The organism is Bacillus cereus group sp. MG9 (assembly GCF_040459995.1).
Classification (GTDB): Bacteria; Bacillota; Bacilli; order Bacillales; family Bacillaceae_G; genus Bacillus_A; species Bacillus_A mycoides.
The window spans coordinates 4,270,004-4,295,646 of sequence record NZ_JARVHC010000001.1 but is presented as its reverse complement, the minus strand read 5'-3'; the positions used below and the strand labels follow the sequence as shown (position 1 = coordinate 4,295,646).

Genomic DNA, 25,643 nt, shown 5'->3' with positions numbered 1-25,643 from the left:
TAGAGTTAGGAGACTATTAATGTCCGAAAATATTCGAAAAGATATTCGAGAGAAAATACAAAAAGGTAATTTTAATTGCGAAAAGGAACTGACGCTTTCTATAATTAGTGGGAAGTGGAAAGTTGTGATATTGTGGCACTTAGGTGTGGAAGGTCCGCATCGTTTTAGTGAATTGCAACGTCTGTTCCCGAGCATTTCTCATAAAGTGTTGTCAAATCAATTGAAAGAGTTAATGGAGGACGGGATTGTTGATCGAACGGTATACCCGGAAATTCCTCCGCGTGTTGAGTACTATATGACGGAATTAGGTATGTCGCTTTTACCGATCGTTGAAATGATGTATGATTGGGGAAAAATGCGAATGGAACAAATCCGTAATACAGTAGAGAAGTAAAGAATCCTCCGGAGTGCGGAGGTTTTCTTTTTAGAAAGGTAGGAGTTATATTTGGTACAAGCTGCATATATTCATATTCCATTTTGTCAGCATATTTGTCACTATTGTGATTTTAATAAAGTATTTATTGAACGCCAACCGGTTGATCAATACTTACAATATTTAGAGAAAGAAATAATAAATACGGTTCAAAAAGTACCGTTTGAAAGTATGAAAACGATTTTTGTTGGCGGAGGAACTCCGACAGCTTTAAATATGGAGCAAACAAAAAAACTACTCGACATCATTAACCGTCGTTTGCGCCCATTTGCGCCGAATTGTGAATTAACATTTGAAGCGAATCCAGGTGATTTACCGAAAGAGAAGTTGAACGTATTGCTAGAAGGTGGAGTAAACCGAATTAGTTTTGGTGTGCAAACGTTTCGTGATGAGCTACTTGAGAAGATTGGACGCAGACATACGAGAGAAGATGCATTCGTAGCAATTCGAGAAGCGCAGGAAGTCGGTTTTACAAATATTAATGTAGATTTAATTTATGCTCTGCCAGGACAGACGATAGAAGATGTAAAGGAAACATTAGACATTGCTTTTACGCTTGGTGTACAACATTTCTCGGCATATTCCTTAATTGTGGAACCGAAAACCGTGTTTTATAACTTAATGAATAAAGGGAAATTAAGACTTCCAGGTGAAGACCATGAAGCGAAAATGTACGAAATGGTAATGGATGAAATGGAGAAACATGGTTATAACCAGTATGAGATTAGTAACTTCTCAAAAGGTAATAATGAAAGTAGACATAATCTCACATACTGGAATAATGAAGAGTATTATGGATTTGGAGCTGGAGCGCATAGCTATGTGAACGGGGAACGAATTCAAAATGTAGGTCCGCTCAAGCAATATTTCACTAAAATTGATGAGACAGGATTTCCATATTTAGATGTTCACCCAGTGACAGAGAAAGAAAAAATGGAAGAAGAGTTGTTCTTAGGACTTCGAAAAACAAAAGGTGTTTCTAAGTTAGAATTCCAAAAGAAATTTAATGTGGAGATGGACCATGTTTTTGCAAAGCAGTTACAAAGTAATCAAGAACAAGGATTACTTGAAAACAGAGATGGACATGTTTGTTTAACGAGGAAAGGGAAACTATTAGGGAATGAAGTATTCCAGTCATTTTTGATTGATTAATTAAATGTGCCATAAGCGCGAAAAATTTTTGTTATTTCGTGACGTTTCCGTTGACAATTGAATGTCAATTTTGGTAAGTTATTAATAGATTTAGCACTCGAAGACAAAGAGTGCTAACAGAGGTGATGATGAGATGCTTACGGAACGTCAGCTCTTAATTTTACAAACAATTGTTGATGACTTTATTGGATCAGCGCAACCAGTTGGTTCGAGGACGTTGGCTAAGAAAGATGAAATTACGTTTAGTTCAGCTACTATTCGAAATGAAATGGCTGATTTAGAAGAACTAGGATTTATTGAAAAAACGCATAGTTCTTCTGGGCGTGTTCCTTCTGAAAAAGGATACCGATTTTATGTAGACCATCTTTTAGCGCCGCAAAACTTACCGACCGATGAAATTGTACAAATTAAAGATTTATTTGCTGAAAGAATTTTTGAAGCAGAAAAAATTGCACAACAATCAGCTCAAATTTTATCAGAGCTTACGAATTATACGGCCATTGTTCTTGGTCCCAAATTGAGCACAAATAAACTTAAAAATGTACAAATTGTACCGCTTGATCGTCAAACAGCAGTCGCTATTATTGTAACAGATACAGGGCATGTGCAAAGTAAAACGATTACCGTTCCGGAATCTGTTGATTTATCAGATTTAGAAAAAATGGTTAATATTTTAAATGAAAAGCTATCTGGTATACCTATGGCAGAACTTCATAATAAAATCTTTAAAGAGATTGTTACAGTCTTGCGTGGGTATGTTCATAATTACGATAGTGCAATAAAAATGTTAGATGGTACATTTCAAGTCCCTTTATCGGAAAAGATATACTTTGGAGGAAAAGCAAATATGCTTTCGCAACCAGAGTTCCATGACATTCACAAAGTAAGATCTTTGCTGACGATGATCGATAATGAGGCTGCGTTTTATGACATTTTGCGTCATAAACAAGTCGGAATTCAAGTGAAAATTGGTAGAGAAAATTCTTCTACGGCAATGGAGGATTGCAGTTTGATTTCTGCAACGTATTCGATTGGAGAAGAGCAACTTGGAACAATTGCAATTTTAGGTCCGACGAGAATGCAATACTCTCGTGTAATTAGTTTACTGCAGTTATTTACAAGACAATTTACAGACGGACTTAAAAAGTAAATGAGAGTAATACATTCGCTCAAGTGATGAAATTTTCATTGCTGTGTGTAATATATAATGCTTAGGTAATCATGCTAAGCATGATACCTAATACCTTTTAAGGAGGTGAAAATTGTGGAAGAGCGTAACGAACAAGTGGTAGAAGAAGTGAAAGAAGCGCAAGTTGAAGAAGCTGTCACGCCAGAAAACAGTGAAAAAACTGTAGAAGAAAAAAGTGAGGCTGCTCTTTTACAAGAAAAAGTAGATGAGTTACAAGCGAAACTAACGGAAACGGAAGGTCGCACATTACGTCTACAAGCTGATTTTGAAAATTATAAGCGCCGTGTCCAAATGGATAAACAGGCTGCTGATAAATATAGAGCACAAAGTCTAGTTTCAGATATTTTGCCAGCTCTTGATAATTTTGAAAGAGCGATGCAAGTGGAAACGACTGACGAGCAAACGAAATCCTTGTTACAAGGTATGGAAATGGTGCATCGTCAATTGCTAGAAGCGTTGACTAAGGAAGGTGTTGAAGCGATTGCAGCTGTTGGTAAACAGTTTGATCCGAATGAACACCAAGCTATTATGCAAGTGGAAGACAGTGAATTTGAATCAAACGCGGTAGTTGAAGAATTCCAAAAAGGTTATAAACTAAAAGACCGTGTGATTCGCCCATCAATGGTAAAAGTAAATCAATAATTTACATAAAAGTAGGAGGATTCGCCATGAGTAAAATTATCGGTATTGACTTAGGTACAACAAACTCTTGTGTAGCTGTTATGGAAGGTGGAGAACCAAAGGTTATCCCAAATCCAGAAGGAAATCGTACAACACCTTCTGTTGTAGCTTTCAAAAATGAAGAGCGTCAAGTTGGGGAAGTTGCGAAGCGTCAAGCAATTACAAACCCAAATACAATCATGTCTGTTAAACGTCATATGGGTACAGACTACAAAGTAGAAGTTGAAGGTAAAGATTTTACACCTCAAGAAATTTCTGCAATCATTTTACAAAACTTAAAAGCTTCTGCTGAAGCATACTTAGGTGAAACAGTAACGAAAGCTGTTATTACAGTACCTGCATACTTCAACGATGCAGAGCGTCAAGCAACGAAAGATGCTGGTCGTATCGCTGGTTTAGAAGTTGAGCGTATCATTAACGAACCAACAGCCGCAGCACTTGCTTACGGTTTAGAAAAACAAGATGAAGAGCAAAAAATCTTAGTATATGACTTAGGTGGCGGTACATTTGATGTATCTATCCTTGAGTTAGCAGACGGCACATTCGAAGTTATTTCAACTGCTGGTGACAACCGTCTTGGTGGAGATGACTTTGACCAAGTTATCATCGATCATTTAGTAGCTGAATTCAAAAAAGAAAATAGCATTGATTTAAGCCAAGATAAAATGGCACTTCAACGTCTGAAAGATGCAGCTGAAAAAGCGAAGAAAGATCTTTCTGGTGTAACACAAACACAAATTTCATTACCATTCATTAGTGCTGGAGCTGCTGGCCCATTACACTTAGAATTAACGTTAACAAGAGCTAAATTCGAAGAAATTTCAGCTGGTCTTGTTGAAAGAACATTAGAGCCAACTCGTCGTGCATTAAAAGACGCTGGTTTTGCTCCAAGCGAATTAGATAAAGTTATCCTTGTTGGTGGATCTACTCGTATCCCAGCTGTACAAGAAGCAATTAAACGTGAAACTGGTAAAGAGCCATACAAAGGTGTAAACCCAGATGAAGTTGTAGCATTAGGTGCTGCAGTTCAAGGTGGCGTACTTACTGGTGATGTAGAGGGCGTTCTATTATTAGACGTAACTCCACTTTCTTTAGGTATCGAAACTATGGGCGGTGTGTTCACGAAACTAATCGAGCGTAACACTACAATTCCGACAAGTAAGTCACAAGTATTCTCAACAGCTGCTGATAACCAACCAGCGGTAGACATTCACGTACTACAAGGTGAGCGTCCAATGTCAGCTGACAACAAAACGTTAGGTCGTTTCCAATTAACAGACCTTCCGCCAGCACCACGTGGAATTCCACAAATCGAAGTAACATTCGATATTGATGCGAACGGTATCGTTAACGTACGTGCAAAAGACTTAGGAACAAGCAAAGAGCAAACTATTACAATCCAATCTTCTTCAGGTCTTTCTGATGAAGAAGTAGATCGTATGGTACAAGAAGCTGAATCAAATGCTGATGCTGACCAAAAACGTAAGGAAGAAGTTGAACTTCGTAACGAAGCTGACCAACTTGTATTCCAAACAGACAAAGTTGTAAAAGATTTAGAAGGTAAAGTAGATGCAGCTGAAGTAGCGAAAGCAACGGAAGCGAAAGAAGCATTACAAGCGGCAATCGAGAAAAACGAACTTGAAGAAATCCGTGTAAAAAAAGATGCTCTTCAAGAAATCGTACAACAATTAACTGTTAAATTATACGAGCAAGCTCAAGCGGCTGCAGGGCAAGCAGAAGGTGCACAAGGAGCACAAGACGCTGGCGCGAAAAAAGATAATGTAGTAGACGCTGAGTTTGAAGAAGTAAAAGAAGACAAGTAATACAGTGAAATAAAATAAGTAAGATGACAAAAAGTCAAAGTCAAGCGTGCCTTGGCTTTGGCTTTTTTCACGAATAAGAAGAAATGTGTGAGGATCTTAAGTTTTTTATTTTGCATACTGTAAGTGAGGAAACTTTGTTGCAAAGCACTTTCTTTCGGTGTTAAAATTACGTTTATGTGAAAGATTCGGGGGTTGCAAATTTATGAATAAACGAGACTATTATGAGGTCCTTGGACTTAGCCAGGGCGCTTCAAAAGATGAAATTAAAAAAGCGTATCGTCGTTTGGCTAAAAAATATCATCCAGACGTAAGTAAAGAAGAAAATGCAATTGAAAAGTTTAAAGAAGTACAAGAGGCATACGAAGTATTGAGCGATGATCAAAAGCGTGCGCAGTATGATCAATTTGGTCACGCTGGTCCGAATCAAGGTTTCGGTGGCGGAGGAGACTTCGGCGGTGGCTTCGGTTTCGAAGATATCTTTAGTTCATTCTTTGGCGGTGGCGGCAGACGTCGTGATCCAAATGCTCCACGTCAAGGTGCTGATTTACAATATCAAGTTACTTTAGAGTTTGAAGAAGCTATTTTTGGTAAAGAATTAAACGTTGAGATTCCAGTGGAGGATCCATGTGATACTTGTAAGGGTAGTGGAGCAAAACCAGGGACTTCAAAAGAAACATGTAAACATTGTTCAGGATCAGGGCAAGTAAGTGTAGAACAAAATACACCATTTGGGCGTATTGTAAACCGTCAAGCTTGTGGACATTGTTCAGGAACAGGTCAAATGATTAAAGAGAAATGTACGACATGCCATGGTTCTGGTAAAGTTCGTAAACGTAAAAAAATCAATGTTAAAATTCCAGCGGGTATTGATAATGGTCAACAAATTCGTGTATCTGGAAAAGGTGAAGCAGGCGTAAATGGCGGACCGGCAGGTGACTTATATGTTGTTGTTCATGTGAGAAATCATGAATTCTTTGAACGCGAAGGGGATCACATTATTTGCGAAATGCCAATAACATTTGCGCAAATGGCACTTGGTGCGGAAGTAGAAGTTCCTACCGTTCATGGCAAAGTGAAGCTGAAAATTCCAGCAGGAACACAAACAGGAACAGAATTCCGCTTAAAAGGAAAAGGTGCTCCGAACGTACGTGGATATGGTCAAGGAGATCAATATGTAGTCGTTCGTGTTGTTGTGCCGACGAAATTAACTTCACATCAAAAAGATTTATTGCGTGAATTTGCAGGGCAAGAAGAGCAGGATGATAGCTTATTCAGAAAGCTTAAACGTGCTTTCAAAGGGGAATAATGGAAATAAAAAATGGAGTTGGTAAATTGTGAAATGGTCAGAAATTAGTATTCATACAACAGAAGAAGCAGTAGAAGCTGTCTCTCATATTTTGCATGAAGCAGGCGCTAGCGGGGTTGCGATTGAGGACCCAGCGGAGTTGACGAAAGAGCGCAAGCAACAATACGGTGAGATTTATGCACTTAACCCAGATGAATATCCAAGTGAGGGTGTTTTGGTAAAAGCATATTTCCCGCAAACGGATTCTTTACACGAAACGGTTGCAGGTGTAAAATCATCTATTGATGCACTACCATCTTTCGACATCGAAATTGGTAAAGGAACTATTACAATTAATGAAGTCGATGAGGAAGATTGGGCTACTGCTTGGAAGAAGTATTATCATCCAGTTCAAATTTCTGATACATTCACAATTGTGCCGACGTGGGAAGAGTATACACCGTCTTCTCCAGATGAAAAAATTATTGAATTAGATCCAGGTATGGCGTTTGGTACAGGGACACATCCAACAACGACGATGTGTATTCGTGCGTTAGAAAAAACGGTTCAGCCAGGTGATACTGTGATTGATGTGGGGACAGGTTCGGGGGTACTTAGTATTGCTGCGGCAAAATTAGGTGCGGCTTCTGTTCAAGCGTATGATTTAGACCCAGTTGCAGTTGAAAGTGCAGAAATGAATGTGCGCTTAAATAAAACAGATGACATTGTCAATGTTGGACAGAATAGTCTATTAGAAGGTATTGAAGGTCCAGTTGATTTAATCGTAGCAAATTTACTAGCGGAAATTATTCTTCTATTCCCTGAAGATGCAGCGAGAGTTGTGAAGCCAGGTGGATTATTTATTACATCTGGTATTATTGGGGCGAAAGAAAAAGTAATTTCTGAAGCGTTAGAAACAGCTGGATTTTCAATTGAAGAAGTACTTCGAATGGAAGATTGGGTAGCAATTATTGCACGAAATGCGTAATATAGATTTTAGTCTATAAAGAACAGGGGAGTCTCTCACCGTATAAGGTGAGGGACTTGCCGTTTGTTATATGAAAATGATAACGTTTCGTTCTTTTCGTAAGTGTTGACTTACGAAAGGAACGAAACTCTACTAAGGTGATTATATGCAACGTTATTTTGTAGAAGAGAAATATGTAAATGAGACAAGTATTCGCATAATGGGTGATGATGTCCATCACATCGCAAGAGTGATGCGTATGTCAGCTGGTGACCACATTTATTGCTGTGTAAATGGTAAAACAGCAGAGTGTTCAATTGCTGAAATTACCAGTGAATTTGTGGATACCACTATTGTAGAATGGGTAGAGGCGTCAAGCGAACTTCCTGTGTTCGTGACGATTGCAAGTGGACTGCCGAAAGGAGACAAGCTAGAGTTAATTTTTCAAAAAGGAACTGAGCTTGGGGCAGCTGCATTTTTACCATTTCAAGCATCTCGATCTATTGTAAAGTGGGATGCGAAAAAAGCAGATAAAAAAGTTGAGCGTTTGAAAAAAATTGTAAAAGAAGCTGCGGAACAATCGCATAGAAGTGAAATTCCAGAAGTACACGTTCCCTCATCATTTAAACAACTGCTGTCGATGAGTAGCGAGTATGATGTTTGCCTTGTTGCGTATGAAGAAGAAGCGAAACAAGGTGAGAAATCTAATTTTGCGAAAGCTTTAGCGACGATTAAACCAGGCCAAAAACTGCTGATTGTATTTGGACCAGAAGGCGGTTTAGCGGAGGAAGAGATAACCGCACTTCGTGAACATAAATTTGTACCATGTAGTTTAGGACCAAGAATTTTAAGAACAGAAACGGCTCCGCTGTATGCGTTAAGTGCCGCTTCTTATCATTTTGAATTGATGGGGTGATAATCAATGGCAACTGTTGCGTTCCACACGTTAGGTTGTAAAGTAAACCACTATGAAACAGAAGCGATTTGGCAATTGTTTAAACAAGGTGGTTATGAAAGAACTGAATATGAAAAAAAATCTGATGTATACGTTATTAACACATGTACAGTAACGAATACTGGGGATAAAAAAAGCCGTCAAGTAATTAGACGTGCTGTACGCCAAAATCCAGATGCGGTAATTTGTGTAACTGGATGTTATGCACAAACATCTCCAGCGGAAATTATGGCAATTCCAGGTGTAGATATTGTTGTTGGTACGCAAGATCGTGAGAAGATGTTAGGATACATCGAAGAATTCCGTAAAGAGCGTCAACCAATTAATGCTGTCCGTAATATTATGAAAACACGTGTATATGAAGAGCTCGATGTACCATATTTCACGGACCGTACACGTGCATCTTTAAAAATACAAGAAGGTTGTAATAACTTCTGTACATTTTGCATCATTCCTTGGGCGCGTGGTTTAATGCGTTCTCGTGATGGAAAAGAAGTTATTAAACAAGCGCAGCAATTAGTAGATGCGGGCTATAAAGAAATCGTATTAACAGGTATTCATACAGGTGGGTACGGTGAAGATATAAAAGAGTATAACTTAGCTGGATTACTGCGCGATATGGAAGCGGAAGTAGGCGGATTGAAACGCCTTCGTATTTCTTCTATTGAGGCGAGTCAAATTTCTGATGAAGTAATTGAAGTGTTAGATAAATCAGAAGTAGTTGTACGCCACTTGCATATTCCATTACAGTCAGGATCTAATACTGTATTGAAACGTATGCGCCGTAAGTATACGATGGAATTTTTCCAAGAGCGTTTAGATCGTTTGAAAGAAGCGTTACCAGGTCTTGCGATTACATCAGACGTAATTGTTGGATTCCCAGGCGAAACAGAAGAGGAATTCATGGAAACGTACAATTTCATTAAAGAGAATCGTTTCTCTGAATTACACGTTTTCCCTTATTCGAAACGTACAGGTACTCCAGCAGCACGTATGGAAGATCAAGTTCCTGAAGACGTGAAGAACGATCGTGTTCACCGTCTAATTGAGCTATCAAATCAATTAGCGAAAGAGTATGCTTCTAGATTTGAAGGTGAAGTACTTGAAATCATTCCGGAAGAGACATTTAAAGATGGTGACCGTGAAGGTTTATATGTAGGTTATACAGATAACTACTTAAAAATTGTGTTTGAAGGATCTGAAGAATTGATTGGTAAGCTAGTAAAAGTGAAAATTACAAAAGCTGGTTATCCATATAACGAAGCGCAGTTTGTTCGTGTTCTTGAAGATGATGTAAAAAAAGAATCAGCAAGCGCATAAAATGAAACTTTAATCAGTGGGGGGTTTTGTTCATCCCTGCTGATTATCAGCCTGACCCCCGCCTAAGTTCTTTGCTTTCGTTGAATTTTGAGGTGGGGTTCTTACTGTCCTGGCAAATAGCGGGATAAAAAAGCATGCAAACGGAAACAATTTGCATGCTTTCTTTTTTTTTGTGGAGAAGTTAAGTACTGAAAAGGCAGGTACGTTGAATGAGTAGTTATTTAATGCTTTCTTGTATTAAACAAGGTGTAATGATAAAAAATATAGTTGTCTTCAGGGGAAAAGGATAATAGCTATCTACATAGCTTTTGAACAGGTAAGGGCATCTATTCTTCTTTTATTCTGCCAAATAGTTGACCTGAAGTGATAAAATGTATTATAATCGTAAAAGACATGCTGAAGAAGGGTTTCTTTTTGCATGCTGAAATTAGTATGTAAGTGTGATGTTTCGGAGGGAGGGAAAGAGAATGTCAAAAACAGTCGTTCGTAAAAACGAGTCTTTGGAGGATGCACTTCGCCGTTTTAAAAAATCGGTTTCTAAAACTGGTACACTTGCTGAAGCAAGAAAGCGCGAGTTTTATGAAAAGCCAAGTGTAAAACGTAAGAAGAAATCTGAAGCGGCAAGAAAGCGTAAGTTCTAAGAGAGGGTGTAAGTTATGAGTCTTCTCGGTCGTTTAAACGATGATATGAAACAAGCGATGAAGAATAAACAAAAAGAAAAATTAACCGTTATTCGTATGGTTAAGGCTGCTTTACAAAATGAAGGTATTAAACTGCAACATACTCTTACTGAAGAAGAGGAATTAACAGTTTTAGCTCGTGAAGTAAAACAGTATAAGGACTCCCTCCTTGAATTTAAAAAAGCTGGTCGTGAAGACCTTGTTGATAAACTGCAAAGTGAAATTCAGATTTTAAGCGCATATTTGCCGGAGCAATTAACAGAAGAAGAACTAGCGGATATAATTAAGCAAGTTATTTCTGAAGTTGGTGCTACATCTAAAGCAGATATGGGTAAAGTGATGACTGCTGTTATGCCGAAAGTAAAAGGTAAAACAGACGGATCACTTGTGAATAAGCTGGTTATCCAGCTATTAGCATAAAAAAGCGTCTCATTTCGTATGAGACGTTTTTTTATGCTTTTTTCAGTTTGGACGTGATATTACAAGCTCTTTTTTCATACATATGGGATGAGAGGGGGTCTTTTGAGATGAAAAAAATAGAACAAATGAAGAATTGGTTAACGAAGCAAATAGACCTGCCAGTGGATGTGTTAATGGATCTACCTCGGATCACGCTTGTTGGGCAAGTACATATCTATATAGAAAATCATCGAGGATTATTAGTGTTTTCAGATAAAGAGGTAAGATTGCTATTGAAACATGGTCAATTATTAATTAAAGGTCAATCCTTTGTTATTAAAACAATCCTTCCAGAAGAACTGTTGCTTGAAGGGATTATTGAACAAGTGACGTTTTTAGAAAATGAAAAGAAAGAGGAGTGAGGAGAAACTTCCGTTTGTGAAGTTTTTCTTCGTTACCTTGTATTAACAGGCGGTAACGTTCTGGCCTCAATATTCGGTTCGTACAAAGAGGATAGGTGGGAATTGAGTTCCACGTAAAAAACTGGCTCGTGAAGGTTAATAATTAGTGAGGATCAAGGAATCTGCTAATTAAGATTTTAGTAAGAGCTAGTTTGATAATCGAATTGAAAAGTAGTGTATCTACTTTTAGAAAGGTAGTGGAGATAGTCGATGAAAAATAAATGGTTTATAAAATGGCTTGGGTATGTAAAGGTGCGAATTGAAGGTAGAGGAGCGGAACGCTTTGTTAACGAGTGTGTGCGGAAGAAATTACTCGTTTGGGATGTAAAGAAGATAGCTGATGAAACGTTAGTTTTTTGTATGTTATTACGAGATGTGAAAAAGATAAAACCAATTTATAGAAAAAATGAATGTAAATTATATTTTATTGGACGTTACGGTTTTCCTTTTTGGAATAAGCGTATAATTAAAAATAGTGGATTTTTAATTGGGTTTTTAATATTTTTTTTCGGAATGATCGCATTGTCAAATATGGTGTGGAAAATTGAAATTACAGGAGCAAAACCTGAAACAGAATATATATTGATGAAAGAATTGGACAAAATGGGTATAAAAAAAGGTAAATTACAATTCCAAATGCCGAGTGTAGAAGATGTTCAACGTCATTTGACAGACAATATTAATGCGATTACTTGGGCGGGATTAGAAATAAGAGGGACAACATATCATTTTAAGATTGTTGAAAAAAATGAGCCGAAAAAAGAAAGTGAACAACAGCCACAAAACTTAGTAGCAAAAAAAGAAGGGATTATTACAAAAACATTTGTGGAAGTTGGGAAGCCGGTTGTCATGAAAAATGACCATGTAGAAAAGGGGCAACTTCTCGTATCCGGGATGTATGGTAATGAGGAGAATCCGACAGTTGTTTCGGCTAAAGGGATTGTATATGGAGAAACGTGGTATAAATCTGAGGTGGATGTTCCGTTAAAGACACAATTTCAAGTGTATACTGGTAATTCATACAATGAATATTTCCTTAAATTTGGGAGTACTAAAATAAAAATATGGGGATTTCTACAGGATAAGTATAAGCGCTCTCGTACTGAAAGTGTAAAACATGATGTGAAATTATTTGGATTTACATTACCAATTGCATACGAGAAAGATATTGTACGAGAAGAGGAAGAAGCGAACCGAGAATATACCGAAAAACAAGCAATGAAAGTAGCGAAAGAGATGGCAGAAAAAGAACTGAAGAAAAAATTGGATGAACATGCTATGATTGTAAGTGATAACATTTTGAGTAAAGAGGTTGAGGCGGATCACCTAAAGGTCACATTACATTATACAGTGATTGAAAATATTGCAGAGCCACAACCAATATCTGAATCCGATATTCAAGGAGACTGAGTAATGGCAGAACAATTAGTAGAAATGAACCAACAATTGGAAAATCCCAACGAAGCAATCGCTCTTTTTGGGGTAAATGATGCTCATTTAAAAGTAATTGAACGAGAACTTAGTGTATCGATTGTGACTAGAGGAGAATCTGTTCGTGTATCTGGGGCAGATGAAACTGTGGTGCTCGTAGAAAAAATCTTACAACAGTTACTTGTTGTTATCCGTAAAGGTGTATCAATTTCGGAAAGAGATGTTGCGTATGCGATTCAGCTTGGGCAACAAGGGAAAATTGCTCAATTCGAAGAATTATATGAAGAGGAAATTTTTAAAACGGCAAAAGGTAAATCCATTCGTGTGAAAACGATGGGGCAAAGACGATATATTCATGCAATGAAAAAGAATGATATTGTATTTGGGATAGGACCTGCTGGGACAGGAAAAACATACTTAGCCGTAGTAATGGCTGTGAGAGCTTTAAAGCAAGGGTATGTAAAGAAAATTATTTTAACAAGACCTGCTGTAGAAGCTGGAGAGAGCTTAGGGTTTTTACCAGGTGATTTGAAAGAAAAAGTAGATCCGTATTTACGTCCACTATATGATGCGTTACATGATATTCTTGGACAAGAATATACACAACGTATGATGGAACGTGGTGTAATTGAAATTGCACCTCTTGCTTATATGAGAGGGCGTACTCTTGATGATTCATTTGTTATATTAGATGAGGCGCAAAATACAACTGGTGTTCAAATAAAAATGTTTTTAACACGATTAGGTTTTAGTTCTAAAATGGTTATTACGGGGGATCCCTCACAGGTAGACTTGCCAAAAGGGGTAAAGTCAGGTCTTTCTATTGCTGCTAATATTTTATCTGGTGTATCAGGTCTTTCGTTCATTACATTGGAACAAACGGACGTTGTGAGACACCCGTTAGTGCAACGTATTATTGAGGCATATGATAAAATGGAATGATCCTATTTGTCAGGGTCATTTCTTTTTGTATGATAAGGTTGGCGAGTGGCATATTTTTTACTATCATTAAAGACGAGGGAAATGAACTATAGGTGATAGTGGATAAAAACGTTGTCCAAAAAGTATCGTTGCCTAGAAGAAATGAAAGCTATAAATAGTTTCACTTTATTTCTGGAGAGGAGAAGGTATTGAAATCATGTCAAGATCTCAAGAAATTTCTAAGTGGTTTCGTAATTTACAACATTCGAAAAAACTAAGTTGGATTTCTTACGTTTTATTAGGAGCAGTGCTGTTTTTTGCACTTATGAATAATGTAAAACCAGAGCAATTAGATGTTACAACATATTCTATTGCGAAAAAAACAATCCATTCTCCTATTAAAATTGAAGATAAAGTTACAACGGACAAAAAGAAAAAAGAAGCCGCTACAAAAGTTGAAGATCAATATACATATAAAAGTGAGTATAAACAAAATAAAGTGGATATTGTGAATGACGTCTTTGCTAAAGTAGATGAAGTGATACAAGAGATTAAAGCGGTTGGACCGGATGAGCAAAAAAAGATTACTGATGCTGAAAAAGTGGACAAGTTGAAAAAAAAATTGCCTACTGATTTAACGAAAGAATTATCTGATTCAAACTTACTAAACTTAATTAATGCAGATTCGAACCAATTAGTATTAGCGAAAGATGCAACAGTTACAGCTATTAATAGTATCATGACTGAGCATGTTAAAATGGACGAATTGAAGGATGCGAAGGAACGATATGTAAGTGAGATGAATAGTGTTAATGTTGATAATGGTTTAAAGGAATCTATTAAGGCGTTAGGGAAATATGCGATTTCTGCAAACTATTTTTATGATCCGACCTTAACAAAAGAGAAGAGAAAAGCGGAAGAAGATTTAGTTCCACCTGTTTATATTCTTCAAGGGCAAGTCCTTGTTAGAGAAGGTGAAACGATTTCAAGTGATATGTACAATCAGTTGAAATTAGTTGGCCTGTTAGAAAAAGGGAACAGTTTTCAACCCTATGTTGGGTTAGCGGTACTCATTGGTGTGCTATTGTACTTTATGCATAAGCAGTTTGAAGTGTTTTTACAGCGGAAAAGAGAAGATAGGCCGTATGTCTTAGCTTATATTACAATTTTGTCTATCACGATTGTTTTAATGAAAATCATTAGTTTGTTTCAAAAACTTGAGTATGCAGGAATCGCGTATGTTGTTCCAGTTGCCATGGGAACAATACTTGTAAAATTAATGATTGGTGATCGATTTGTATTTTTAACGAGTATGATCTTTTCTGTATGCGGAAGTATTATGTTTAATGAAGGTGTAACGAGTACACTGAATTATAGTGTGGGGATTTATGTTTTATTAAGTTCATTATCAGTTAGTATTTTCTTGAGAGAAAAAAATCGTCGTACAATGATTTTACAAGCTGGTATACTCGTTTCTGTATTAAATGTAGTCGTATTAGCGGCTTTGCTATTATTACGTAACGGGAATTTTTCGCCTCTTGAAATTGGGGTGCAATTATTAATGGCTGCTGTTTCGGGTATTATCTCTTCTGTTCTAGCTATGGGGATTTTACCGTATTTAGAAAGTGGTCTTGGGATTGTATCGAGTATGAAATTGATGGAACTTTCAAGTCCGAATCACCCGCTCGTGCGCAAAATTTTATTAGAAGCACCAGGTACATATCATCATAGTGTAATGGTAGCTAATCTCTCAGAAGCTGCTTGTGAAGCAGTTGGAGCAAATGGAGTATTAGCGCGTGTAGGGGCGTATTATCATGATGTAGGGAAAACGGTACAACCACAGTTTTTTATTGAAAACCAAATGGGTATTGAAAACCCGCATGATAGATTAGACCCTGTAACGAGCAAAGATATTATAATTGCTCATGTAACCGATGGGGTGAGAATGTTAGAAGAACACCATATACCTCAAGAAATTATCGATATTGCTGGACAGCATCATGGTACAACGTTACTTAAATATTTTTATTATAATGCGATTAAAGAAGATAAAGAGAAATATACGGAGGAAATGTTCCGCTATCCAGGATCAAAAGCAACTTCTAAAGAGTCGGCGATCGTTGGTATTGCTGATAGTGTGGAGGCGGCGGTACGTTCGATGAACCATCCAACACCAGATCAGATTAATAATTTAGTGCAAAGTATTATTAAAGATCGCCTGCAAGATGGTCAATTTAGTGAATGTGATTTGACATTTAAGGAACTACAAATCGTTGGAAAAACGTTATGTGAAACGTTAAATGGTATTTTCCATTCCCGTATTACATATCCGGAACCGCCGGAAGAAAAGGAGAAAGAATGAGTTTATTAATTGATTTTATTGATGAAACAGAAGAAGTGAAAGAAGAATATATAAGTTTGATTCGAGGTTTAGTAGAGAAAGCAGCCCAAATGGAGAACATAGAAGAAGGCGCAGAATTATCGGTTACATTTGTAGATAATGAACGTATTCGTGAAATAAACCGTGATTACCGAGATAAGGATCAGCCTACGGACGTTATTTCTTTTGCTATGGAAGAAATGGGAGAAGGCGAAATGGAAATTGTCGGTGCAGAGATGCCGCGTATGTTAGGAGATCTTATTATTTCTATTCCAAGAGCAAAAGAACAAGCTGAAGAATATGGACATTCTTTTGATCGAGAACTTGGGTTTTTAGCACTACATGGCTTTTTGCATTTGCTTGGTTATGATCATATGACAGAAGAAGATGAGAAAGAAATGTTTGGAAGACAAAAAGAAATTTTAGAGGCCTTTGGATTAGGGCGATGAAAACAGGAAAACTTTTAGATAGTTTTGGATATGCTATAGATGGTATATACTTTTGTCTTCGTCATGAACGAAATATGAAAATTCATTATTTAGCCGCAGTCATCGTTATATGCTGCGGCTTTTATTTCCATATTACAACAATGGAATGGATTGTCGTACTTATTGTGATAGGGATTGTAATGAGTTTAGAGATGGTGAATACGGCTATTGAAAAAACAGTAGACTTAGCAACCGTCGATATTCATCCGGTTGCAAAAATTGCAAAGGATGTTGCAGCAGGGGCAGTTTTATTATTTGCAATTATAGCTGCTGTAATTGGTGCTATTATCTTTTTACCGTATATGGTATAGTTGCATTCCGAAGCTTTTATTAAGCTTTGGGAGCGCCGTGAAGGCCTTTAATGAAAGAGTGTATCTGTTCACATCTATGAACGGAAAGGATGCGGGAATATGAATAGCAAACAATTAATTCAAGAAGCAACCGAAGCGCGTAAACGAGCGTACGTACCATATTCTAAATTTCAAGTAGGTGCAGCTTTACTAACTCAGGATGGAAAAATATATCGTGGATGTAATGTTGAAAATGCATCATATGGTTTATGTAATTGTGCAGAAAGAACAGCGTTATTTAAGGCAATTTCTGAAGGGGATAACGAGTTTGTAGCTATTGCAGTCGTAGCGGATACAAAGCGTCCAGTACCTCCTTGTGGAGCATGTCGACAAGTTATGATAGAATTATGTAAACAGGATACGAAAGTATACCTATCAAACTTACATGGTGATGTTCAAGAGACAACAGTCGGAGAATTGTTACCAGGAGCATTTTTAGCGGAGGATTTACATGAATAGAAAAGGTTATAAATCAGGTTTTGTCTCTATTATTGGCAGACCGAATGTTGGGAAATCTACATTTTTAAATCGTATTATTGGCCAAAAAATTGCCATTATGAGCGATAAGCCACAAACAACTCGTAATAAAATTCAAGGTGTATATACAGAAAATGATTCACAAGTAGTTTTCATTGATACACCAGGAATACATAAACCTAAACATAAACTAGGCGATTTCATGGTGAAGATGGCTCAAACGACATTAAAAGAAGTTGATATTGTTTTGTTTATGGTCAATGCAACTGAAGGATATGGTCGTGGTGAGGAATTTATTATTGAGAAATTACAAGAAACGAAACAACCGGTATTTTTGGTAATTAATAAAATTGACCAACTTCATCCAGAGCAATTGCTGGAGTTGATTGATCAATATCGTAAATTATATGAGTTCGCGGAGATTGTGCCAATTTCTGCATTGGACGGTAATAACGTTGAAGCGTTAATCGGAGCAATTAAAAAGTATTTACCAGAAGGACCGCAATATTACCCGGATAATCAAGTAACGGATCATCCAGAGCGATTTATTATTTCAGAGCTTATTCGTGAAAAAGTATTACATTTAACACGTGAAGAAGTACCGCATTCTGTAGCGGTTGTTATTGATGCAATTCAAAAGCGTGAGGGCGGAGCGGTTTATATAAACGCAACGATTGTTGTTGAACGTGCATCACAAAAAGGAATTATTATAGGTAAGCAAGGGAAGATGTTAAAAGAAGTCGGTAAGAGAGCTCGTTTTGACATTGAAGCACTTCTTGGTTCTAAAGTATTTTTAGAAGTATGGGTGAAAGTGCAAAAAGATTGGCGCAATAAGATGTCACAGCTTCGTGACCTTGGTTTCCGTGAAGACGAGTATTAATATGAAGTAAAGTTGTGATCAGTGGATGTTTTGTTCATCCACTGATTATTGGTTTTTATGAACCTTGATAAATTAGGAAAAATTTTTCTCACATGAAAATGAACAAAATGGGTCAACTTAATAACAACAAAAGAAATTGGTTTATAGGCTACGCTTATTGAGAAAGGTGGATTCTTATGCTAGATTTTACCTGGAAGTTTTTCTCCAAAACAGGAAGCATTGAAACGTATTTGCTTTTGAAAGAAATGGAAAAAGACGTAAACGATGAGATGGATCAACATGAAGAGGAGTTAGCGCATCTAGACTCTCCAATTTCTTGACCCGTTTTGTTCAAACCTTGGATGGTGACGAACATGTTTCAAAAAGTTGAGGGCATTGTTATCCGTACGACAGATTACGGAGAAACAAATAAGATTGTTACAATATACTCACGGGAATTTGGTAAGGTAAGTGCAATGGCAAGAGGGGCGAAAAAGCCGAAGAGTCGGTTAGCAGCTATTTCGCAACTTATGACACATGGTCATTTTCTTATTCAAATGGGATCTGGACTTGGAACTTTGCAACAAGGCGAGATTATTTCATCTATGAAAGAAATTCGCGAGGATATATTTTTAACTGCTTATGCATCATTTATTATCGAATTAACTGATAAAGCAACAGAAGATAAGAAGCATAATCCGTATTTATTTGAAATGTTATATCAAACGTTGCATTATATGTGTGAGGGTGTTGACCCAGAAGTATTATCATTAATTTATCAAACGAAAATGCTTCCGGTATTAGGGATGCACCCGTACTTTGATACATGTGCTATTTGTCATCAAGAAACAGATTTTGTCGCCTTCTCTGTCAGGGAAGGCGGTTTTCTGTGCTCGCGTCATGCGGAACAAGATCCGTATCGTATTCCGGTGGGAGAGGCTGTTCATAAATTATTACGTCTCTTTTTTCATTTTGATTTACACCGACTCGGTAATGTATCGGTGAAGGATAGTACAAAAAAACAAATGCGCACAGTATTGAATACATATTATGATGAATATTGTGGGATTTATTTGAAAACAAGGCGTTTCTTGGAACAACTTGATAAGTTTCAAATATAAAAAGGGCCGTATACGGTCCTTTTTACATACTTTCTTTTTCGAATAGCATATTTAGTATATAATATTTAAGAGATAGTATAACTTTTTTCGTTGTGCATTAAAGGTGGTGATTATCATAGAGCTGAATAAACGGCAAGAGCATATCATTCAGATTGTAAAAGATCACGGTCCTATTACAGGGGAGTCAATTGCTGGGCAATTGGGTTTAACACGTGCAACGCTAAGACCAGACTTAGCAATTTTAACGATGGCTGGTTATTTAGAAGCGCGTCCACGTGTAGGTTATTTTTATACGGGTAAAACCGGGGGACAGCTATTATCTGAAGCTGTTAAGAAAATTAAAGTGCAAGATTATCAATCTAGACCGGCTGTAATTGATAAAAATGTATCAGTATACGATGCAATCTGTACTATGTTTCTAGAGGACGTTGGTACATTATTTGTTGTAGATCAAGCTACTTTATTAGTTGGCGTTGTATCTCGTAAAGATTTATTACGAGCTAGCTTAGGAAAGCAGGATTTAACCTCTCTTCCGGTTAATATTATCATGACAAGGATGCCAAACATTGCGATGTGTCGCAGGGAGGATTCTTTATATGATATTGCGATGGAATTAATAGAAAGACAGATTGATGCGTTGCCAGTTGTGAAGGATACGAAACAAGGTTTAGAAGTGATTGGACGAATTACAAAAACAAATATTACACGTGCGTTTGTAAATTTAGTAAATAACGAATAAGTGTAATTTGTTTAAAGTGAGGTAATGTAATGGATAATAAAATCGTATATGTCGTATCTGACTCGGTAGGAGAAACGGCTGATTTGGTTGTTAGAGCGGCAATGGGACAGTTCCCATTCGCTCCTGATATTAGGCGTGTACCGTATGTAGAAGATACAGGGACATTAAAAGAAGTAATCTCGATTGCCAAGAACAATCAAGCGCTTATTTGTTTTACGTTAGTAAAGCCTGATATGCGTCAATATTTATTGACAGAAGCGGCAAAAGAAGGAGTAGAGGCATACGATATTATCGGACCTCTTATCGATCAAATTGAAGAAATTACAGGGCAAGTACCAAGGTATGAGCCAGGTGTCGTTCGAAGATTAGATGAAGAGTACTTTAAAAAAATTGAAGCGATTGAATTTGCAGTTAAGTATGATGATGGTAGAGATGCACGTGGTATTTTAAAAGCTGATATCGTGTTGATTGGAATTTCACGTACATCAAAAACACCACTTTCACAATATTTAGCGCATAACAAACGTTTGAAAGTTGCTAATGTACCACTTGTACCGGAAGTGGATCCGCCTGAGGAATTATATCAAGTGGCAAAAGAGAAATGTTTCGGTTTGAAAATTATACCAGATAAGTTAAATCATATTCGAAAAGAACGATTGAAGTCACTTGGATTAAGTGATGGAGCAACATATGCAAATATTAATCGTATTCAAGAAGAAATTGATCATTTTGAGGAAGTAATTAGTAAAATAAATTGTCAAGTGATTGATGTATCAAATAAGGCAATTGAAGAAACAGCAAATATTATTGTGAATGCAGTGCAAAACCAAAAAATGTTTTAGCACATTTACCAAAGGTGAATGTGCTTTTTTCGCTCGTGAGAAGGCGTTAGAGGAAGATGCGAAGTAGAGCATGAACTTTCGGCTTAGTAATAGAATATAGCGGAATGGTTATACTTATATTCTTCTGTTTTTTTATTATGCTAAAGGAACGATTTCGTTATCTTTAAGTGTAAGATGAAAATTAAAGGGATATGTAGCGTAGTTGAAGAAAATATATTATAATAAAAAATTGTGATAAAAACCTATATTTTACGTTTAGACTTTAATTTTTCAGAATAAACTAGGGATAGGATTTTCGAAAAAGACATGTATTTACGCTAAATCGACAAAATCTAGACAAGAAAACGCACATTATGGAAGGATTCACAGAAGGGATGTAGAATACAGACATATGCAAAACATCAGATAAGATATTATTTGATGCAGATGCGTATCCCGTGAAGAATGCAATTGTGCAAGTTGGAACAAAATTTTATGTCGAAATTTTGTTTGTCGTATCCTATGCTCATCGTTCAAGAAAACAGCAAGGTAATTGGGTCTATGTAGATTCTGAGCAAGATGAAGTTGACTGTTATATTTATTAACATGCAAAAGCTACAGATCTCATGATCATACAGGCTATAGTGCTTCTTGCTAGTCTTCTTGTGAAAAAGGAGTATATGTATTGTCTCCAGGAGATACATTTGTAACAGATGAGCAAATGTATACAATTTTATATAGTAGTATGTATCTGCGAATTTACGCAGACTGGGGACTTATACGAAAGGTCCAAAATCGTTTACACAATGTGATCGACAGTACTTTCTAACAAATTTAGAAAAATATTGTCGAATTATAAAGGAATCTTTTAATTTATATCGAATACAAAATACGACACGGAGATGGAGTTATGGGGAACAGAATTCCTGAAGAAGTTGTTGAACAGATTCGGACATCATCCGATATTGTAGAAGTGATTGGTGAGTATGTTCAACTTAGAAAGCAGGGGCGTAACTATTTCGGCCTTTGTCCATTTCATGGTGAGAATTCTCCTTCATTCTCTGTTTCATCTGATAAGCAAATTTTTCATTGTTTCGGATGTGGAGAAGGTGGAAATGTATTTTCTTTTCTTATGAAAATGGAGGGACTTGCTTTCACAGAGGCTGTTCAAAAGCTTGGCGAAAGAAATGGAATTGCAGTTGCAGAATATACATCAGGGCAAGGACAACAACAACAAGAAGACATATCTGATGACACTGTCATCATGCAACAGGCTCATGAACTTTTGAAAAAGTATTATCATCATTTATTAGTAAATACAGAAGAAGGAAATGAAGCACTTTCATATTTATTAAAACGTGGTATTACAAAAGAGATGATTGAGAAATTTGAAATTGGTTATGCATCACAAGCTTGGGATGCAGCAACGAAAATTTTACAAAAAAGAGGTTTGTCGCTATCTAGTATGGAACAGGCTGGCCTTCTTGTAAGAAGTGAGAAGGATGGCAGTCATTATGACCGCTTCCGCGGAAGAGTTATGTTTCCGATTTATACTTTACAAGGTAAGGTGATAGCGTTTAGTGGAAGGGCATTAGGAGATGACACTCCGAAATATTTGAATAGTCCTGAAACACCGATTTTTTACAAAAGTAAGCTGTTGTATAATTTCCACCAAGCAAGGCCGTTTATTAGAAAACGTGGGCAGGTTGTCCTTTTTGAAGGTTATGCCGATGTACTAGCCGCGGTGAAAAGTGGTGTGGAAGAAGCTGTTGCGACAATGGGAACAGCTTTAACTGAAGAACAAGCGAAACTTCTGCGACGTAACGTTGAAACTGTTGTTCTTTGCTATGATGGTGATAAAGCAGGGCGAGAAGCGACGATGAAAGCAGGGCAATTACTATTGCAAGTTGGTTGCCAAGTGAAAGTTACATCCTTGCCAGATAAGCTTGACCCTGATGAATATGTGCAACAATATGGGACAACCGCTTTTGAAAATCTTGTGAAATCAAGTATAAGTTTTGTTGGTTTCAAAATAAATTATTTGCGTTTAGGGAAAAATTTGCAAGATGAGTCTGGCAAAGAAGAATATGTAAAAAGTGTTTTAAAAGAGTTATCATTGCTACAGGATGCGATGCAGGCGGAATCATATTTAAAATCATTATCGCAAGAATTTTCGTATTCAATGGAAACACTTTTGAATCAATTGCACCAATATCGCAAAGAACAAAAGGTACAGCAAAAACAAATAAAGCAGGTTTCTAAGCCATCTCAAATTGTTCAAACGAAACCGAAATTAACAGGTTTTGAAAGGGCAGAAAGAGAAATTATTTACCATATGTTGCAAAGTGCAGAAGTGACAGTGCGTATGGAACCTCATATAGAAGATTTTTATACAGAAGAACATAAAGGGATTTTATATGAACTATACGCATATTATGAAAAGGGGAATGAACCTTCAGTCGGAACATTTTTAAGTTGGCTCTCTGATGAAAAGTTGAAAAATATTATTACTGATATTTCGACGGATGAATTTATTAATCCAGAGTACACAGAAGAAGCGTTACAAGGTCATTTGGAGGCGCTAAGACGCCATAAAGAAAAACTTGAAAAGATGGAAATTATCTTTAAAGTAAAACAAATGGAAAAAACAGATCCTGTAGAGGCTGCTAAATATTATGTGGCATATTTACAAAGTCAAAAAGCAAGAAAATAGCTTTTTCGATAAAGTTTTAGTATAATGAATGTTTGTATCTCGCGTAAGGAGGGGAACAGATGGCTGATAAACCAGCTCGTTCTAAACAAATTGAAACTGAAATGACCCTTGAGCAAGTGAAAGAACAACTCACTGAGCTCGGAAAAAAACGTGGCGTTCTTACATATGAAGAGATTGCAGAACGCATGAATGGATTTGAAATTGAATCCGATCAAATGGATGAATACTATGAATATTTAGGTGAACAAGGGATTGACTTAGTTGGTGACAATGACAACGACGAAGGTCCTAATAATCGTCAAATTACAAAAACGGAAGAAGAATTTGACCTTAATGATTTAAGTGTGCCGCCAGGTGTGAAAATCAATGACCCTGTTCGTATGTACTTAAAAGAAATTGGTCGTGTAGACTTACTATCTGCTGAAGAAGAAATTCGACTTGCGACACGTATTGAAGAAGGCGATGAAGAAGCAAAACGCCGTCTTGCGGAAGCAAACTTACGTCTTGTAGTAAGTATTGCAAAGCGCTACGTGGGCCGTGGTATGCTTTTCTTAGACTTAATCCAAGAAGGAAATATGGGTCTAATTAAGGCAGTTGAAAAGTTCGACTACCGTAAAGGTTTTAAATTTAGTACGTATGCAACTTGGTGGATTCGCCAAGCTATTACACGTGCGATTGCAGACCAAGCGCGAACAATTCGTATTCCAGTTCATATGGTTGAAACAATTAATAAGTTAATCCGTGTACAACGTCAATTATTACAAGATTTAGGACGCGAACCATCTCCTGAAGAGATTGGTGAAGAAATGGATCTTGCTCCAGAAAAAGTACGCGAAATCTTAAAGATTGCACAGGAGCCAGTTTCTCTTGAAACACCAATTGGTGAAGAAGACGACTCCCATTTAGGTGACTTTATCGAAGACCAAGAAGCAACATCGCCTGCGGACCATGCAGCGTATGAATTGCTAAAAGAACAATTAGAAGATGTGTTAGATACACTAACAGATCGTGAAGAAAATGTTCTGCGTCTTCGTTTTGGTTTAGATGATGGACGAACTCGTACGCTTGAAGAAGTTGGGAAAGTATTCGGCGTAACGAGAGAACGTATTCGTCAAATTGAAGCGAAAGCACTTCGCAAATTAAGACATCCAAGCCGTAGTAAGCGTCTTAAGGATTTCTTAGAATAGGCTACCTTTAAGTTTACTTCACTTTTGTGAAGTAAACTTTTTTATTTTGTTAATTTTTGTTAAAGTTTAGCTATCGGCAACGATTACAATTTCTTGTAATTTATTTTACAGAATTGTCTTTTGATTTGCAAATGCTCATTTTTCGATTTTTCGATTTATTTTGTTTATTATATACAAAATAATATGTAGAAAAGTAAAAAATATGATGAGAAACGTTAGTAATTATCGAAATAATATGCGATATAATAGTGAAAATCAATAAAATGAATTTACGGAATATTTTTAACAAGTAGTAGTTTGCTCTTTTCTGATAGGGCGTTTTCAAGTACAATATAAATGACTGAATCATCTAACTATTTAGCGGTATAGAGGGGGGAGAAGAGATATGAAACGTAATCCGTTGATTCCGTTCGCTCTTATTGCAGCATTAGGTATTATCGTTATGTTTGTATTTTCATTTCAGGGGCTAAATAAATCTAAAGAGTTAGCTGATGCAAAAAATGGTGGGAAACCAGCGCAAACAGCATCAAAGCCAGAGGATATTGTAAAGCAAAGCTGTACGAGCTGTCACGGTGATCAGTTACAAGGGGCAGTGGGACCTAATTTACAAAAAATTGGTGGGAAACTTTCGAAAGATGAAATTAAAGAAGTTCTTTCAAAAGGAAAAGGAAATATGCCACCAAATATAGTTCCAGCTGATCAAGCGGCAAAAGTAGCTGATTGGTTATCGAAGAAAAAATAAAGTTTCATATTACAAGCCTTTTGCTTTTGTGCAAAAGGCTTGTTTTTCTATACTTTCTAAAATACGATT

The 25,643-nt window shown here is 36.9% G+C and carries 27 protein-coding genes; all 27 read left to right on the top strand.

The features are described from left to right. Positions 1-19: 19 nt before the first annotated feature. The 27 genes from QCI77_RS22090 to cccA all read left to right on the top strand — a co-directional run bounded on the left by QCI77_RS22090 (position 20) and on the right by cccA (position 25,574). Complete coding sequence (locus tag QCI77_RS22090) at positions 20-394, top strand: winged helix-turn-helix transcriptional regulator (protein WP_002015203.1); 375 nt, start codon at positions 20-22, stop codon at positions 392-394. A gap of 51 nt (positions 395-445) precedes the next feature. After that, positions 446-1,585 (top strand): radical SAM family heme chaperone HemW, encoded by a 1,140-nt coding sequence (gene hemW, locus QCI77_RS22085; RefSeq protein ID WP_002015202.1) that lies wholly within the window; start codon positions 446-448, stop codon positions 1,583-1,585. A gap of 133 nt (positions 1,586-1,718) precedes the next feature. Next, positions 1,719-2,735, top strand: a complete 1,017-nt coding sequence (gene hrcA / locus QCI77_RS22080; protein ID WP_002015201.1) for a heat-inducible transcriptional repressor HrcA — start codon at positions 1,719-1,721, stop codon at positions 2,733-2,735. A 114-nt stretch (positions 2,736-2,849) separates the two neighbouring features. Then, the gene (grpE, locus tag QCI77_RS22075) at positions 2,850-3,416 is read left to right on the top strand and encodes a nucleotide exchange factor GrpE (protein WP_193652049.1); all 567 of its coding nucleotides are present in this window, start codon (positions 2,850-2,852) and stop codon (positions 3,414-3,416) included. Positions 3,417-3,442: 26 nt separating this feature from the next. Further along, positions 3,443-5,278 carry a chaperone protein DnaK gene (dnaK, locus tag QCI77_RS22070; RefSeq protein ID WP_002015198.1) on the top strand — a complete coding sequence of 612 codons (1,836 nt, stop codon included), beginning with the start codon at positions 3,443-3,445 and terminating at the stop codon, positions 5,276-5,278. Between the two features lie 202 nt (positions 5,279-5,480). Continuing rightward, positions 5,481-6,584 (top strand): chaperone protein DnaJ, encoded by a 1,104-nt coding sequence (gene dnaJ / locus QCI77_RS22065; RefSeq protein WP_002129144.1) that lies wholly within the window; start codon positions 5,481-5,483, stop codon positions 6,582-6,584. A 28-nt stretch (positions 6,585-6,612) separates the two neighbouring features. Further along, on the top strand, positions 6,613-7,551 hold the full coding sequence (gene prmA, locus QCI77_RS22060) for a 50S ribosomal protein L11 methyltransferase (protein WP_002067162.1): 939 nt from the start codon (positions 6,613-6,615) through the stop codon (positions 7,549-7,551). Between the two features lie 145 nt (positions 7,552-7,696). Beyond that, the gene (locus QCI77_RS22055) at positions 7,697-8,446 is read left to right on the top strand and encodes a 16S rRNA (uracil(1498)-N(3))-methyltransferase (RefSeq protein WP_002015195.1); all 750 of its coding nucleotides are present in this window, start codon (positions 7,697-7,699) and stop codon (positions 8,444-8,446) included. A 6-nt stretch (positions 8,447-8,452) separates the two neighbouring features. Next, positions 8,453-9,805 (top strand): tRNA (N(6)-L-threonylcarbamoyladenosine(37)-C(2))-methylthiotransferase MtaB, encoded by a 1,353-nt coding sequence (mtaB, locus tag QCI77_RS22050; protein ID WP_002015193.1) that lies wholly within the window; start codon positions 8,453-8,455, stop codon positions 9,803-9,805. 467 nt (positions 9,806-10,272) lie between these two features. After that, positions 10,273-10,446: a 30S ribosomal protein S21 gene (gene rpsU / locus QCI77_RS22045; RefSeq protein ID WP_002088683.1), complete on the top strand. Its 174-nt coding sequence runs from the start codon at positions 10,273-10,275 to the stop codon at positions 10,444-10,446. Between the two features lie 15 nt (positions 10,447-10,461). Further along, positions 10,462-10,905, top strand: a complete 444-nt coding sequence (locus QCI77_RS22040) for a GatB/YqeY domain-containing protein (RefSeq protein WP_000054578.1) — start codon at positions 10,462-10,464, stop codon at positions 10,903-10,905. Positions 10,906-11,012: 107 nt separating this feature from the next. Then, on the top strand, positions 11,013-11,306 hold the full coding sequence (yqfC, locus tag QCI77_RS22035; protein ID WP_002067170.1) for a sporulation protein YqfC: 294 nt from the start codon (positions 11,013-11,015) through the stop codon (positions 11,304-11,306). A 249-nt stretch (positions 11,307-11,555) separates the two neighbouring features. Further along, a complete protein-coding gene (gene yqfD, locus QCI77_RS22030; RefSeq protein WP_060751620.1) occupies positions 11,556-12,755 on the top strand; it encodes a sporulation protein YqfD in 1,200 nt (399 codons plus the stop codon). 3 nt (positions 12,756-12,758) lie between these two features. Then, positions 12,759-13,718, top strand: coding sequence for a PhoH family protein (locus QCI77_RS22025; RefSeq protein WP_002015189.1), 960 nt, complete (start codon positions 12,759-12,761; stop codon positions 13,716-13,718). Between the two features lie 196 nt (positions 13,719-13,914). Next, the gene (locus tag QCI77_RS22020; protein ID WP_016120818.1) at positions 13,915-16,059 is read left to right on the top strand and encodes an HD family phosphohydrolase; all 2,145 of its coding nucleotides are present in this window, start codon (positions 13,915-13,917) and stop codon (positions 16,057-16,059) included. After that, entirely contained in the window at positions 16,056-16,526 is a 471-nt protein-coding gene (gene ybeY, locus QCI77_RS22015) for an rRNA maturation RNase YbeY (RefSeq protein ID WP_002165062.1), read from the top strand. The genes QCI77_RS22020 and ybeY overlap by 4 nt, the downstream gene beginning before the upstream one ends. Next, the gene (locus tag QCI77_RS22010; RefSeq protein ID WP_088034237.1) at positions 16,523-16,876 is read left to right on the top strand and encodes a diacylglycerol kinase family protein; all 354 of its coding nucleotides are present in this window, start codon (positions 16,523-16,525) and stop codon (positions 16,874-16,876) included. The genes ybeY and QCI77_RS22010 overlap by 4 nt, the downstream gene beginning before the upstream one ends. Positions 16,877-16,975: 99 nt before the next feature. Next, complete coding sequence (locus QCI77_RS22005) at positions 16,976-17,374, top strand: cytidine deaminase (protein WP_002015184.1); 399 nt, start codon at positions 16,976-16,978, stop codon at positions 17,372-17,374. Next, entirely contained in the window at positions 17,367-18,272 is a 906-nt protein-coding gene (gene era, locus QCI77_RS22000; RefSeq protein WP_002088672.1) for a GTPase Era, read from the top strand. Before QCI77_RS22005 ends, era begins: the two co-directional genes overlap by 8 nt. Positions 18,273-18,448: 176 nt before the next feature. After that, on the top strand, positions 18,449-18,592 hold the full coding sequence (locus QCI77_RS21995; RefSeq protein WP_000883924.1) for a YqzL family protein: 144 nt from the start codon (positions 18,449-18,451) through the stop codon (positions 18,590-18,592). 33 nt (positions 18,593-18,625) lie between these two features. After that, entirely contained in the window at positions 18,626-19,372 is a 747-nt protein-coding gene (gene recO / locus QCI77_RS21990; protein ID WP_002088669.1) for a DNA repair protein RecO, read from the top strand. A gap of 106 nt (positions 19,373-19,478) precedes the next feature. Beyond that, positions 19,479-20,111, top strand: a complete 633-nt coding sequence (ccpN, locus tag QCI77_RS21985) for a transcriptional regulator CcpN (protein ID WP_088034669.1) — start codon at positions 19,479-19,481, stop codon at positions 20,109-20,111. A 29-nt stretch (positions 20,112-20,140) separates the two neighbouring features. Continuing rightward, positions 20,141-20,953, top strand: coding sequence for a pyruvate, water dikinase regulatory protein (locus QCI77_RS21980; protein WP_085312390.1), 813 nt, complete (start codon positions 20,141-20,143; stop codon positions 20,951-20,953). 664 nt (positions 20,954-21,617) lie between these two features. Continuing rightward, positions 21,618-21,761, top strand: coding sequence for a hypothetical protein (locus tag QCI77_RS21975; protein WP_162836445.1), 144 nt, complete (start codon positions 21,618-21,620; stop codon positions 21,759-21,761). Positions 21,762-21,842: 81 nt separating this feature from the next. Next, on the top strand, positions 21,843-23,645 hold the full coding sequence (gene dnaG / locus QCI77_RS21970) for a DNA primase (protein ID WP_002015179.1): 1,803 nt from the start codon (positions 21,843-21,845) through the stop codon (positions 23,643-23,645). A 59-nt stretch (positions 23,646-23,704) separates the two neighbouring features. Continuing rightward, complete coding sequence (gene rpoD / locus QCI77_RS21965) at positions 23,705-24,832, top strand: RNA polymerase sigma factor RpoD (protein WP_000764062.1); 1,128 nt, start codon at positions 23,705-23,707, stop codon at positions 24,830-24,832. A 385-nt stretch (positions 24,833-25,217) separates the two neighbouring features. Further along, positions 25,218-25,574: a cytochrome c550 gene (gene cccA, locus QCI77_RS21960; RefSeq protein ID WP_002111879.1), complete on the top strand. Its 357-nt coding sequence runs from the start codon at positions 25,218-25,220 to the stop codon at positions 25,572-25,574. Positions 25,575-25,643 lie beyond the last annotated feature (69 nt).